Here is a 14,134-nt window from a genome sequence, read left to right on the forward strand (position 1 = left end):
ACTCCATTTACCATCCATTCATAATCTATTTTTCATGTTCAAAATAAAAATCCCATTCAAATACACATTACTGAATCCATCATACTAACTGATTTCTTCATTCTGTCTATCTAAATGGGATTATTTTTCGTTTTTTACTCTACTGGTTGTTGTGGCTGTACTACTTCATTCGCTCCAGCTACCCTCAACATATTTACAATATCTTTAAAACCTCTTTTTTCAGCGTATTGCAGTGGTGTCAGATGTTCCTTGTTAGCCATGTTTACATCTGCACCGTGATCAATAAGTAATTGAATTACTTTCTTATGGTTTTCACTACCATTTCCTAATACAATTGCTTCTAATAACGCTGTTCCACCACGTTCATTTTTATAATTCACATCAATATCTGTATGCTCTAATAATTCTTTAACAACCTCTACATGGCCACGCTCAGATGCAGAAATAAGTGCTGTCCCACCTGACCTAGTCGTTTCTTTCGTATTAACTCCTGCATTAATTAATACTTTTACAATATCCGTATATCCTTCTCTACTTGCATAAAGAAGTGGATTACTTTTTTTCTCATCTTTAATTTCAATATTAGCACCTGCACCAATTAATGCTTTAACTGTCTCTACATGATTTTGGTACGTCGCTGCAAGGACAGGCGTTTCTCCGTTGTCACCTTCTACGTTTATATTCGCTCCATCCTGAATCAACTTCATAGCTGTCTCTGTGTCTCCAAGAGTAGCTGAAAGTAACAACTGTTTGTCCATTAAATTTATACTTTTCTCTTCTTTAGATTCTTCCTGTTCTTTATGCTTCTCTTTTTTCTTCTCATTTTTCACATGAACCGGTTTCGATTCTGGTTCTTCTTGCTTATCGCAAGCCACTACCGTCATTAAAAGTCCTAATAAAATACATAATAAAATTTTTTGTTTTCTCACAACTACAGCTCCTATGAAAGATAATGTTTTCTTAACCATTCCTCCATCACATACAATAACTCTTCTTGAGTACATTTATCCATAAGCCCTTTAGATTCCTTCTTTAATCGGATTATCTTAAGCTTATACTATGTTTCTCAACCTATTGAAATGATACGCCTGATGGCCCCATCATTAACATTATGAAGCAATTAGTTTAGCACGTTTTTACCGCATTTGTATACATTTCTAAAAAGTACATAAAGTGAAACTTTAATTAGTGGGGGTTTTGTTCATCCACCACTAATTATTAGCCCACACCAGTTGGGCTTTTACGGGCAGCCCGACTCCACCTAACTTCTTTGCTTTCACTAAATTTTGAGGTGGGGATCTTACCGCCCGTTAATGCGGGATAAATGATTGCTTTAGGTTACTATATTCCATTGTAACCGTTCTTCTAAAAATTTTACACCTTTTCTATATTTGCACCTGAGTAATAATAGAAAAAGACAACTATATAGTTGTCTTTTTCTATTATTAATGATGTCCACCATGATTTCCTGCCTTCGGTTTCCCCATCATCTCTTTATTCATTTCCCATTTATGCTCTGCTAGCTCTTTATACGAAAGAACTTTCCCCTTATAGTTAGATACAAAGCTCTCTGCATCTTTTTTATTTTTAAATGAGATGACATTATAAGCCATCGGTGTCGTTATTGTTTTATCATATACGTAAGTAGCGTCTTCTAACGAAATCCAATCTTTCGAATCATAATCTCGGACAAATTTCTCTTTCGTCTTTTCATCTGAGTTGATCTCCATCCATTTATACATACAACCGATATCATCAAACTTTAACGCTTTTCCATTTTCTAAAATAATTTCTGTTGCAAATTGATTATCTGTTACCCCAATTTGGCAAATATCACATTTATCATGTTTCTCATCAATGGCAACAGCTGCTGTTTCCTTTTTCCCACACCCGACTACCGTAAATACGAAACATAAACATATAGCAAGTACGACATATTTTACTTTCATCAATATTCCTCCCTAGAAACCGTATACTCCACGAAAAGAATACCAAAAGGTTGTGTGAGATTTGTGAAAAAACAATGTGCTTTTTGTAATATAGAAAACAAAAAAAGATGTGTAGTTATTTCTACACATCTCTCATCACTCGCAACCTGTAATTAACAAATCATCTTCTAATTTAACTAATAATGTATCCGCACTAATTTCCTGTCCAACTTCTACATTTACCAATCTTATATTTCCACTAATCCCGACTGCAATTTTTTTAAGCTCACCGTCATTTTTTCGGATCATCAGTAATTTTTCCCATTCATATACGTAAGAAGATTCATTAATAAAAATCTCCTCTACTTTTCCTTCATAAGAGCTATAAATCTCTTCAATTCTCGTTTTCATATAACATCTACTCCCTATTTCACACTTCACTATTTTCATCTTATTCTACCATTCTTACGAAAAGCAGCTTACTTTTTAAAAATTCAAATTAACTACCGTGAACAAAATGAACAAAATAAAAATTATGCTTCTAATGATGTTATTTTTCAAATTATTTACCATTTGAATAGATGCTTTTATTATAAATAAAAAACCTTTTTCTGAATTTTTATTCTATTTTGAAAGCGCAATCATTCTTTTAAGGGGGAAATTACATGTTAGCACTACTTGGATTTGCGATGGTATTTGTCTTTATGTTTTTAATTATGACGAAACGTATGTCAGCGCTAGTAGCATTAATATTAATTCCGAGTGTTTTTGCATTAATTGGCGGATTCTATGCCAATATGGGGCCTATGATGTTAGAGGGGATTCAAAAATTAGCACCTACTGGTATTATGCTTATGTTCGCTATTTTATATTTTGGGATTATGATTGATAGCGGTTTATTCGATCCTGTCATTAGTAAGATTTTAAAATTTGTAAAAGGAGATCCTTTAAAAATCGTTGTCGGAACGGCTATATTGACTATTATCGTTTCTCTAGATGGTGATGGTACAACAACATACATGATTACAGTTTCCGCAATGTATCCACTATATAAGCGCCTTGGAATGAACCCCCTCATATTAGCTGGAGTTGTTATGTTAGGGGCAGGGGTAACAAATCTTACACCTTGGGGTGGACCGACAGCTCGTGTTATGAGCGCACTTGGACTTGAGGCTTCCGAATTATTTACACCTCTTATTCCAGGAATGATTGCTGGTGCAATTTGGGTTGTTTTCGTTGCCTACTATCTTGGAAAAAAAGAAAGAAAACGTTTAGGAATTATGGATGTACAATATTTAAAACAAATGCAAACAATGGATGAGCAAGCTGCAACTGTCGAAGCAGCAGTGCATAAACGCCCTAAACTTCTATGGATTAACTTTTTATTAACCGCCACATTACTTGTCTGTCTCATACTAGAAGTTATGCCGTTACCTGTTTTATTTACAGTCGCTTTTGCTATCGCTGTTATGATTAACTATCCAAACTTAGAGCAACAGAAAGAACGTATTGCTTCTCATGCTGGGAATGTATTAGCAGTTGTTTCTCTCGTATTTGCTGCCGGTATTTTCACTGGTATTTTATCTGGAACAAAAATGGTAGATGCAATGGCTAACAGTGTAGTAACTCTTATACCAGATGCACTTGGACCACAATTGCCAATTATTACAGCACTTCTCAGTATGCCATTCACATTTTTCATGTCTAATGATGCATTTTACTTCGGGGTATTACCTATTTTGACGAAAGCTGCTGCGACTTACGGAATTAGTGCAGCTGAAATGGGGCGTGCTTCCTTACTTGGGCAACCCGTTCACTTATTAAGTCCTCTTGTCGCTTCCACTTATTTATTGGTCGGAATGGCAAAAGTTGATTTCGGTGAACATCAACGCTTCACTTTATTATGGGCCGTTGGAACGACAATGGTTATGTTAATTACCGGAATTGTAATTGGGATTATTCCAATATAAGATGCAAAAAAAACAGTAGAAGGAATAAAATCCTCTACTGTTTTTTATTATGAAGAAACAAGAAAATAACGTCTCTCCGGTCTCCCAACACTTCCATATATTAGCTCTGCGTGGACTTTCTTCCCAGATATCAAATACTCTAAATAACGCCTTGCAGTTGATCGGCTTACGCCTACCATTGAACTTAGCACCTCTGCTGTAATCCCTTCTTCATTAACTGTTAACATATGCTTTTTTATTTTCGCTAAAGTTAAAGGATCTATCCCTTTCGGGGCATATTCTATTTGATCTCCCTTCACCCCTCTTTGAGACCATAAATATTCAATTTGCTCCGTAGATAATTGATTATTTTTCTTTAACTGTATAATCTTTTTTTGATAGCCTTCCAGACTTGCTTTAAATCGGTCAAACATTAGTGGCTTTACGATATAATCTGTTACTCCGCCCCGCAGGGCGTGCCTCACTACATCTGTTTCCGATGCCGCTGTAATCATAATAATATCTGTATCGTGCAAATGATGCCTAATATATGTGACAAGTTCCGTTCCTTGCATATCAGGTAAGTACACATCTAATAAAACAAGCTGTGGCTTCACAAGCTCTAGCCATTCTTTCGCTTGTTCTCCAGTCGTTGCCGTTCCAATTACTTTAAATCCCTCAATTTTCTCAGTAAAACGACGATGAATGTCAGCAATCCGAATATCATCTTCTACAATTAATACTTCAATCTCCTCACCCATTACTATTCGCCTCTCTCTTTCGGTAGTGCAATAATAAATAACGCACCACCTAAATCCCCTTTTTCAATTGCAATACTTCCATTTAAATCTTCTACTAACTCTTTCACTTTTGCTAATCCATATCCTCGCTCTCCTCCTTCTTTCGTCGAAAAGCCTTTATAGAATATGCTAGTAATTATTTCATCATGAATCCCTTGTCCTGAATCTTCCACTTCAATTAATATTTCTTCTCCAATATCAGTTACAAACATCCTTACTCTCTTATCATTCTCTTCATTTTTTTCAATTGCTTCAAATGCATTCGTAATTAAATTTCCTAAAATAGAAACGACATAATTACTCTCAATATGTGGACTTAATTTGTCTAAACCACTTTCTCTATCTAGCATAAAATCAATCTTCAACTCTCGTGCTCTATTATAAAATCCAATTAAAATTCCACCTAGCCATGGATTTTGAATCCGCTTCATAATAAATTGAACAAAATCTTGATATACCGCTGTTTCCTTATGAATAAGCTCTAAAGCATCTTCATATGATTCTAATTGGATAAGACCTGAAAGCGTATACAATAAATTGTTATATTCGTGCGCTTGCGCTCGTAATGCCTCTGTATATTGCTTCGTCTGAGATAATTCTGCTGTTAACTGATCCATTTCAGATTTCAAACGTAAGCTCGATACAACGCCAGTTACTTTATTCTTTACTTTAATAGGTAGACGGTTCGCAATAACAGCCTGTCCTTTTATATTTAATTGGCGATCAAACTGTTCTTCACCAGTTTGAAGTACATCTAGTATCGTTGAATTAGGAATTACATTTAAAATAAATTCCCCAATAATATTTTGTTGTTTATCTAGCGAAAGAATATCATAAGCTGCTTGATTGACTAAACTAATCATGCCATTTTTATCGATTACAATAATCCCTTCACGTACAGATTGAATCACTGTACTATGCTCTTCATATAAAGATGAAATTTCTTCTGGTTCCATACCGAACATCATTCTTTTTATACTTGCCGCTAAATATATAGAGCCGATTACTCCAATTAATAGCCCTATTATTGTAATCCAAAATACACGCTTTCCATACACCTCTACCGCTCCATGAATATCATCCATTGAAAATCCAACAGACACCACACCAATGATTTCATTTTCCTGATTACGGATTGGAACTTTTCCGCGTAATGAAGGGCCTAATGATCCAGTTGCTTTCGAAACATATGATTTTCCTTCTAATAAAACGCCTTTGTTATCTCCACCAATCATCGCTTCTCCTATTTTATCTCGCTCAGGATGTGCATATCGAATCCCCTCTTTATTTCCAACTACAATGAAGTCAGCCTCTGTATCCATTCGAATTCTTTCTGCAATCGGCTGAATAATAGAAGCTGGGTTTTCTTTTTGAAAAGCTTCCTTTATTTCAGGTATAGCAGCAACTGTTTTCGCAACATGCAAAGCCCTTTTGCCAATTTGCTCTTCTACCGTTTCAGATAATATGTAATAAAATAAATAACTCGTTAGCATAAGTACAACTAAAATAAGTGTACTAATAGTTAATGTAATTCTCGGTTGGAGTTTTAATTTTTTTAATTTCAAAACCATTCCCCTAACATGATTAAAGATAGAATTTAAAGAATATACAGTCTCTTTAATTATACTTAATCATAACACGGTTACTCTATATTTCTTTCTTTTTCTTCTCATAAAAAAAGAAACGAAGTAAAATTACTACCTCGTTTCTTAACATTCGTTATTACACTTTAAACTTACTAATCATCTCTTGTAATTCTTCTGCCATTTGTGATAAATGGACTGCTGCTGCATTTATTTCATCTACTGAAGCTAATTGTTCCTCAGAGGAACCAGCAATATTTTGAACGCTTGCTGCATTTTCTTCAATTGTAGCTGCAATTTCATTAATAGATGCACTTACTTGTTTTGCATCTACCGTCATTTGTTTTGCTACATCTACCATGTTATCAATTTGTACAACTGTATCATCCGTAGATTTCAATATTTCAGCAAAGCTTTGCTTCGTTTCATTTGCAACTACAAGTCCTGATTGTACTTCTGCTCCAACTTGATTCATAGAGCTTACTGTTTCTTTTATATCAAATTGAATCTCTTTCACTAGTTTCCCAATTTCCGTAGAAGACTGTCCTGATTGTTCTGCTAGCTTTCGCACTTCATCTGCTACAATTGCAAATCCTCTTCCTTGCTCTCCAGCTCTCGCAGCCTCAATTGCCGCATTTAACGCTAATAAATTTGTCTGTTCTGCAATATGTTGAATCACTTCAAGGATTGCTCCAATTTGTTTCGACTTATCGTCTAACAAACCAATGATTTTGTCTGACTGTGAAACAGACTCATGAATTAATTGCATTTGATTCACAGTTTGTTCAACTAACTTCCCACCATTTTCAGCTTTTTTCTTCGTATACATAGAGGCTGTAGATACTAATGAAGAACTATCTGCAACACGCTGAATTCCTTCTGTAACTTCTTCTAACAATGTTGCTCCTTCTTCAACTTCTTTCGTTTGTATTTCTGCACCACTTGATACTTGCTCTATTGCCTGTGTAATTTGTTCCGTCGCTTCGCTTGTCTGCTTCATACTAGCTGTTAATTCTTCTGAAGATGCCGCTACATGACTTGCTGAAGTGTTTATATTGGAAATGACACTTTGTAACGATGCAGCCATCTCGTTAAAACTTTCTCCTAGCTGTCCAATTTCATCTTTAGAATGAACTGTAATTGATTCTGTTAAATCACCTTCACTAATCTTCTTCGATGATATGACAAGTTGTTTTAACGGTTTAATAATAGACGCAATTATGAAGTAAATTACAATCCCACCGATTATTAGTGAAATTCCAAGAACAGTTACTGTTTTATAGAAAATAGGTTCAGCCGCTTCGATAATTTCTTTGGAAGGCATAATTCCTGCTATTTTCCACCCAGTTTTCTTATTCGTTTTAAAAGTGATATTGCGATCTTCACCATCTAATGAATAATGAAAATCCCCAGCTTCCTGTTTATACAATTCTTTACTAAGTTTCTCTTCTAATTTCTCTCCTGGCTTCATTTTCGGGTGCGCTACTACATTTTTATCTTGATCAAATATCGCTACATATCCTTCCTTACCGATATTAACCATCTTGGAAGTAGTAACAATATCATTAATGATTAAGTCAATCCCAAGAACTCCACTTTTATCCTCGTTTTGCTTTGCTAGTGTAATAACAATATTCCCTGTCGTTTTTGACTTATATGGAGCAGTTACAATTACTTCTCCGCTTTTCTTCACGGCCTCTTTATACCAATCTCTTTCTGTAGGATTATATCCATCTGGCATCTGAATAGCTGGTGATTGAATGAACTGTCCATTACTAGATCCTGTATAGATTGCTTCCATTTCTGGATGCAGTTTATTGTATTCTTCTAGTTTATTTTGTATGTTTTGAATTTGATCTGCTTGGTAACTTGATTGTGTGAATAATTTCGTAAAATAAGTTGCATCTACTTTTTTACTATCCAATTCTTTATTAATTACATTATCCAAAATTTTTATATTATCTTTCGCCGAGTTTAAAATCGTTTCATTAAAATTCGTCTTCGCCTGTTGATAAGACGTCCAACCAATTACAATACTTGGAAGAACTAAAATAATAATAAATGATACAAGTAACTTTGTTTTTAAACTACTACTCCTTAGTTTCCCTTGAAACATACTTCTACCCCTCCATACCGTTTTAAATGTAATTAATTAACATTTAATCTTTCTATAAAAATAATACGATTTAAATGTATCGATGAGACTCTCTATCTTTTTCTACATCATAAAGAATTGATACATATCTTTTTCATTCTATATAAATTAAATAATTAAAACAATGTATAAAAATGTATATTATTCGAAATATTATAATTCACAGAAGAACCTCTAGTATTTCACTTACTAGAGGTTCTTTCCACCTTATTATTCTTTATCTTTTTCTACTTCTTTTTTCTCATCTTCTACTACAGATACAACAGGTTTATCACTTGATAATTGTTGCACTGCTCCTTTTCCTGCAAATCCTTCTAATAGCTCTTTTAAGTCAATTCCAGAAGAAGCCTTTAACGTTTCTTGCATCGTTGCCATTAAATCAGTGGCATAGCCCGCAACTTTTCCGGCCCCGCTATTTTTACCACCGCCGCCTGTATCGACAACTGTGATTTTATCAATATTACTAAGCGGACTTGCAACTTCCTTCGCATAACTTGGAAGCATTTTAAGAACCATATCCATAATTGCCGCTTGACCATATAATTCAAATGCTTCAGCAATTTTTTGTTTCGCTTCTGCTTCTGCTAAACCTTTTAATCTAATAACATCTGCTTCTGCTGTACCTTGCGCTTTTTGTACTTCCGCTTTCGCTTGACCTTGCGCTTTTTCGATTTCCGCCTTCGCTAAACCTTCCACACGTACTTCTTCCGCACGAGCTCTCGCTTCAGCTTCAATCTTATATTGATCCGCATCTGCCTTTTTAATTTGTTTTACTTTTTCTGCTTCTGCTGATTGCTCAACAGCATAGCGATCTGCATCTGCTTTTTTCTTAACTTCTGCATCGTATTGCTTTTCACGACGCGCAATCTCTTTTTCTTCTAACTCGATTTGCTTTTCACGCTCAATGATTTTAACGCGCATTTGCTCTTCTGTAACACCTTGTTGTGCTTTCGCTTGTTGTAATTCGTAAGAAAGATCCGCATCTGCACGTGCTTGCTCTTGTTCTCTCTTATAGGACTGTACTTTTAATTCTTTATGTTTTTCAGCTTCAGCGATTTGTGCATCACGTTGATATTCTGCTTCTTTTGCCTCTTTTTCAGCACGTGCTTTTTCAATACGTGCTTCTTTTTCACGCTCTGCATTTGCAATTGTTGCATCACGCTTAACTGTCGCAATTTGCGGCTGACCAAGCGCATCTAAGTATCCGTTTTTATCCATTATTTCTTTAATTGTGAAAGAAACAATGCGAAGTCCCATCTTCTTTAAATCTGTAGAAGCTACTTCATGTACCTTTTGAGCAAATTGCTCTCTATTACTATACGCATCCTCTACTGTCATAGAAGATAAGATTGCACGTAAGTGACCTTCTAAAACCTCTTTTGCTTCTACTTTTAACTCTTCTGTTTCTTTTCCTAAATATTGCTCAGCTGCAGTAGATACTTCTTCAATTGTAGAACCTACTTTAATAATAGAAACACCATTTACTGTAACTGGAACACCTTGCTTCGTATACGTATCACGTGTACCAACTTCTAATTTGTAGTTTAATAGGCTTAAAGGCTCTGCTCTTTGCATAATTGGAACTACGAAAGTACCGCCCCCGCGGATAATCTTAATCTTCTTTCCATCATCAGTGGTAACAACATTCTTTCCTCCACCAAGCCAGTTCCCTGTAACAATTAACGCTTCATCTGGACCAACCGTACGATACTTCGTAATGAATACTAAAATGAGTAGAATTAAAATTGCCAGTAAAACTCCACCGATAATTAATGGAATCGTCATGTAAATTCCCCCTTATAATTTTGGTTTTTTTAAAGAATAAGCGATGTTTTGTACAAGTAAAACACCATCTTGGACTCCCTCGATAATAACCTCTGTTCCTTGCGAAATATCTTTTTTTCCAACAGTTTTAGCTGGGATTGCATTACTTCCAAATTGGGATAAAATTAATACTTCACCAAATCCTTCTGTAGGAATTGTCGTAATGACTTCTCCTTTGCAACCAATAAATTCATCCATACGTTGCATCGTATTTTGTTCTGCTTCTGCAATCGGTTTTAAAATTAGTATTTTCATGATGAAAACACCGATAAAAGATATAGCAAATGCAGCCCCGAAAATAGTAATACTATTAAAGGAAAATAAGTACTCTCCTATATAACTAAGCCCACATAACATGGCGAAGAAACTAAGTAATAAAGTAACAACGGATACAGATCCGCCCCCAAAACTAAATATCGATTCAAATATATCTCCAAAGAAGATATAAATAACAGTGAGTATAGTAGCAATAATAAATCCATATAAATAAATTGTTTCAAGTGGATAACCAAACAAGACCATTTCTTATCCCCCTTTCTTAAACAATCCCTTTTTTGTTATGTGTATGCCCCACCTCTTTCAAAGATTATAGTTCTTAATTTTCAGTTATTTACTCTTTAAAGAAAAGCCTGTAAAACAGGCCCCTAAAAAAGAACAGGAGAAACCTATTGTGACAGGCTCCTCCTAGAAAATAACCGATATATTATATATCTATATAATATACTATTTTCCACAAAAAGTAAAGTTAAACATACATTGGAAAAGCGCTTATTTTCCCCCGATTGGTGTGGGCTAATAATCATTGGGGGATGAATGATTAAAGTTTCACTTTACTGATAATGAGTACGTTCCATCGCCATTATCATATTTATATACATACAAGTAATACTTGCCTGGTTTTGCATTAAATTTCGCTTCTATATGATTCCCATTGGCTTGACCGTAAGCTGCATAATTTTGCATATCTGATTCATGGTGAAGTACCCATGTCATCCCAATTCCATACTCATTTAAAACAGAAATGTCGATATCTTTCGCTGATGCTACATTAAATGTATAAACATCAGTGTGGTCCCCGCCAATAAGATTACCTTTTATCGTACTATTTAGCCCGATACGATTTGCTTCCTCTGGACGATTATTTGGTTCTGATTCTGTTAAACTTCCATCTTTAATCGTAACAGTTGTTTCGCTTCTACTCTCTTTGCCTTTATCATCTTTTACTCTTAACGATACTTTATAAGAACCTTCTCTTTCATATACATGTACTGGATTCACTTCTACACTTGTGCTTCCATCTCCAAATTCCCATAAATAAGAAACAATTTTTCCATCTTCATCGTTTGAGCCATCACTTTTAAATTGAATTCCCTCTTTTACAAGACCGCTATAAGGGCCATTTATATTAACCGTTGGAGCTTTATTTTCTCCATCATCTTTTGCGATTCCATGGAAGACTACATCATATTCAAATTCATTTGAGCTATTCACACGATAATTGACGAAGTATGCTGTAACAGTTTTGTAGCCACTCCATTCTTTTTGCGCCAATTGTTCTAAAGATTCATTTACTCTTTTACTCATTGCTTTCCAATCTTCTGATTCACCTTTTGTGACACTACCTGTATACGTACCTTCTAATGTAAATGTATTAAAGAATTGAGAATTATGTTTTGTCATTTTTGTATCTTTCATAGGCAACGTATCACTAATTTCTTTTTTCACTTCAGTTAACGATTTCGGTGCATGTTCAGCTAAATAATCATCTGCTACTTCCGGTACATTATATTTATCTTGATTATCAATTAACTGCTGCATATACTCTTGATACTCTTTATTTAACTTAGGATCTTTACTTAGATTTTCACGATATGCATCATAATTTTTCACGTCATTCGCACGAATCAAATCTTGAATTTTATCAAATGTTTCAAACTGATGCGTATATAAGTAAGACTGCAATGCGAACGAGTAATTATAGAAATCCCAAGAACCGTATTTAGCAAATAGTGTACGCTCTGCTGTATAACGGCTTGCAGGATCAGATGATAATCCGCTAATTATACTCTTTCTTGGTACAACGTTATTCGTACGAGTAGATCCTGCGAAAAACTCTGCATTTCCTTCTTAGAACCAAGTTAGCCTTTCATTTTGATACATATCTCCTCTTCCAAATAAACCAGGAACTTCATATCTCCCTTGCAGATAATGAGTAAATTCATGACGGAATAACTCTTCTAAACTATAAATACTTTGCTCTGGTGTACGCTCATATGTAAAGAATGTACCTGTCTCTTCAATATAAATTCCACCGTTGTTTGTTTCATATCCATACAATTGTCTATTTAACTGATATTCATCTGGACTATTATAAATTACGATCGTTAATACATCATCCGCATTTCCTGGCTCTAACGCTTTGTCATTTCCAATTACACGGTGATACTGTGCCTTTACTTCCTTCGCAGCCCAATATAGTCTCTTAATTTTTTCTTCTGATACTTTATCTCCTGTTTTGAACACAATTGATCCATCGTCGAATGTATACGTTTTTGGTAGGTATTGCTCTTTTCCTTCTTTACGTATTTTCTCTAAATCTACTGTATTCCCGCTATAATCTTTACCATTATAATTTGTTGTAATTTGTTCTACCGCAACAAAATACGGTTCACTTAAGCGCGGGTACATATGCATTGCTTGTGTAACAACCTCTAATCCTTTATTTGGATTGCTATGAAACTTCCCTAAACGGCTAGCAAAATAAATGCCATTATTAACGAGCCATTTATTTTCTGGCGTTACTTCATTTAGAAGAGCAATACGATTTATTTCATTAATAAACCCATCTACTTTTCCATACCACATCGTTTCATTCGCTTCTTTACGAGCCTCAGTTAAGTACGACTGCATATCATAGTCAATACCTTGCATAATATCGTATATTGCTTGTCCCTTCATTCGATCATTTACATAAGTAGTATAATTATCATTGTATTGCTTTAAAATATTCGATGCATATTGAACCGTTTCAACATCGCTTGAAGCATTACTAATTAATTTACCGTACGCAGATACGACTGTATCTTGTTCAACTGTACCAAGCTTAAAGTTTGGATTTTTTGCGATTGCTTTTAAAGCAGGTAAACATTTATCCTGGAAGCTTCTTTCATTTAAGTCGCTTAATTCACTATTATAAAATGCAAGATAAAAAGCTGAACGCAGCACTTCAGTAAACGTTTGAATTCCTTTTGAATCATCTTTCGTAAATGTACTACCTCTATGAGCTAATTCATCTATAATGACTTGCATTTTTCCTTTATCTTTATAAAAAGCCTTTGCATCTTCATTAAACTGGAATAAGTCTGTAATTTGGTGCCATTTAATACTGCCTAACGTTTCAACTAATTCTTGGTCATTCATTTTGTTTAAATCAGCCATTGAATAGCTTTCTTTAACCTGCTTTACTGCAGTTTTCTTCTTAATAGATGCTGGTCGCTGTGAAAAATCTCCTACTTTTAAACGTTCTTGAAATGATAAAGTTTCATCAACTTTTGAAATATGTCCAACTTCATCTACCGACTTTTCAATTCCAACCGGTTTCGTTTTTAACACGTTATACGGTACTTTTTCTTCCGCTGCTGCATGAGTTTGAAGTGCGCCTAACGATAAAGCCATTGTACTAATGCTAAGCATCACTTTATTGATCTTTGATTTCTTGTTCATATCCTTGCCCCCTATTTTAATATTCCATTCAAGAATTTAACATAAAATCTGGATGTAACAATATAAAATGCAATATTTCATATTATTTCTTCCTATAATTTGTACATATCGTGAACGCATTGCTCTTTACCTCCCTAAAACAAATTGCATCCTTTCACATTATAAAAAGGGA

9 protein-coding genes and 2 pseudogenes are annotated in these 14,134 nt (G+C 34.7%); 1 reads left to right on the plus strand and 10 read right to left on the minus strand.

What is annotated here, in order from left to right; genetic code table 11:
* Window positions 1-134: 134 nt before the first annotated feature.
* The 3 genes from HMAS_RS25330 to HMAS_RS25340 all read right to left on the minus strand — a co-directional run bounded on the left by HMAS_RS25330 (window position 135) and on the right by HMAS_RS25340 (window position 2,339).
* Window positions 135-1,004 (minus strand): ankyrin repeat domain-containing protein, encoded by an 870-nt coding sequence (locus HMAS_RS25330; protein WP_000287336.1) that lies wholly within the window; start codon window positions 1,002-1,004, stop codon window positions 135-137.
* 441 nt (window positions 1,005-1,445) lie between these two features.
* The gene (locus HMAS_RS25335) at window positions 1,446-1,949 is read right to left on the minus strand and encodes a nitrous oxide reductase accessory protein NosL (RefSeq protein WP_000865665.1); all 504 of its coding nucleotides are present in this window, start codon (window positions 1,947-1,949) and stop codon (window positions 1,446-1,448) included.
* 135 nt (window positions 1,950-2,084) lie between these two features.
* The gene (locus tag HMAS_RS25340; protein ID WP_000857376.1) at window positions 2,085-2,339 is read right to left on the minus strand and encodes a hypothetical protein; all 255 of its coding nucleotides are present in this window, start codon (window positions 2,337-2,339) and stop codon (window positions 2,085-2,087) included.
* 254 nt (window positions 2,340-2,593) lie between these two features.
* On the opposite strand from HMAS_RS25340, the gene HMAS_RS25345 reads away from it, so the two are divergent.
* Complete coding sequence (locus tag HMAS_RS25345; protein ID WP_000880474.1) at window positions 2,594-3,898, plus strand: CitMHS family transporter; 1,305 nt, start codon at window positions 2,594-2,596, stop codon at window positions 3,896-3,898.
* 47 nt (window positions 3,899-3,945) lie between these two features.
* Here the strand turns inward: HMAS_RS25345 and HMAS_RS25350 are convergent, their stop codons facing one another.
* From HMAS_RS25350 to colA, 7 genes and pseudogenes are all read right to left on the minus strand, one after another.
* Window positions 3,946-4,638, minus strand: a complete 693-nt coding sequence (locus HMAS_RS25350) for a response regulator (protein WP_000503461.1) — start codon at window positions 4,636-4,638, stop codon at window positions 3,946-3,948.
* Between the two features lie 2 nt (window positions 4,639-4,640).
* Window positions 4,641-6,248: an ATP-binding protein gene (locus HMAS_RS25355; protein WP_002060713.1), complete on the minus strand. Its 1,608-nt coding sequence runs from the start codon at window positions 6,246-6,248 to the stop codon at window positions 4,641-4,643.
* A 151-nt stretch (window positions 6,249-6,399) separates the two neighbouring features.
* A complete protein-coding gene (locus HMAS_RS28480; RefSeq protein WP_370512796.1) occupies window positions 6,400-7,347 on the minus strand; it encodes a methyl-accepting chemotaxis protein in 948 nt (315 codons plus the stop codon).
* Window positions 7,342-8,376, minus strand: a pseudogene (locus tag HMAS_RS28485) (HAMP domain-containing protein); the annotation flags it as partial. The pseudogene HMAS_RS28485 and the gene HMAS_RS28480, both read right to left, overlap by 6 nt.
* Before the next feature lie 249 nt (window positions 8,377-8,625).
* A complete protein-coding gene (locus HMAS_RS25365) occupies window positions 8,626-10,200 on the minus strand; it encodes a flotillin family protein (RefSeq protein WP_000155019.1) in 1,575 nt (524 codons plus the stop codon).
* A gap of 12 nt (window positions 10,201-10,212) precedes the next feature.
* Window positions 10,213-10,761: an NfeD family protein gene (locus HMAS_RS25370; protein ID WP_000242444.1), complete on the minus strand. Its 549-nt coding sequence runs from the start codon at window positions 10,759-10,761 to the stop codon at window positions 10,213-10,215.
* A gap of 303 nt (window positions 10,762-11,064) precedes the next feature.
* Window positions 11,065-13,962, minus strand: a pseudogene (gene colA, locus HMAS_RS25375) (collagenase ColA).
* Window positions 13,963-14,134 lie beyond the last annotated feature (172 nt).

Source organism: Bacillus sp. HMA207, from assembly GCF_003402455.1.
Classification (GTDB): Bacteria; Bacillota; Bacilli; order Bacillales; family Bacillaceae_G; genus Bacillus_A; species Bacillus_A cereus.

What these genes read in the sequence shown, in the direction of transcription:
- HMAS_RS25330 (WP_000287336.1), bottom strand. Translation starts at nt 1,004, where the DNA reads ATGTACTCAAGAAGAGTTATTGTATGTGATGGAGGAATGGTTAAGAAA.
- HMAS_RS25335 (WP_000865665.1), bottom strand. Translation starts at nt 1,949, where the DNA reads ATGAAAGTAAAATATGTCGTACTTGCTATATGTTTATGTTTCGTATTT.
- HMAS_RS25340 (WP_000857376.1), bottom strand. Translation starts at nt 2,339, where the DNA reads ATGAAAACGAGAATTGAAGAGATTTATAGCTCTTATGAAGGAAAAGTA.
- HMAS_RS25345 (WP_000880474.1), top strand. Translation starts at nt 2,594, where the DNA reads ATGTTAGCACTACTTGGATTTGCGATGGTATTTGTCTTTATGTTTTTA.
- HMAS_RS25350 (WP_000503461.1), bottom strand. Translation starts at nt 4,638, where the DNA reads ATGGGTGAGGAGATTGAAGTATTAATTGTAGAAGATGATATTCGGATT.
- HMAS_RS25355 (WP_002060713.1), bottom strand. Translation starts at nt 6,248, where the DNA reads ATGGTTTTGAAATTAAAAAAATTAAAACTCCAACCGAGAATTACATTA.
- HMAS_RS28480 (WP_370512796.1), bottom strand. Translation starts at nt 7,347, where the DNA reads ATGGCTGCATCGTTACAAAGTGTCATTTCCAATATAAACACTTCAGCA.
- HMAS_RS25365 (WP_000155019.1), bottom strand. Translation starts at nt 10,200, where the DNA reads ATGACGATTCCATTAATTATCGGTGGAGTTTTACTGGCAATTTTAATT.
- HMAS_RS25370 (WP_000242444.1), bottom strand. Translation starts at nt 10,761, where the DNA reads ATGGTCTTGTTTGGTTATCCACTTGAAACAATTTATTTATATGGATTT.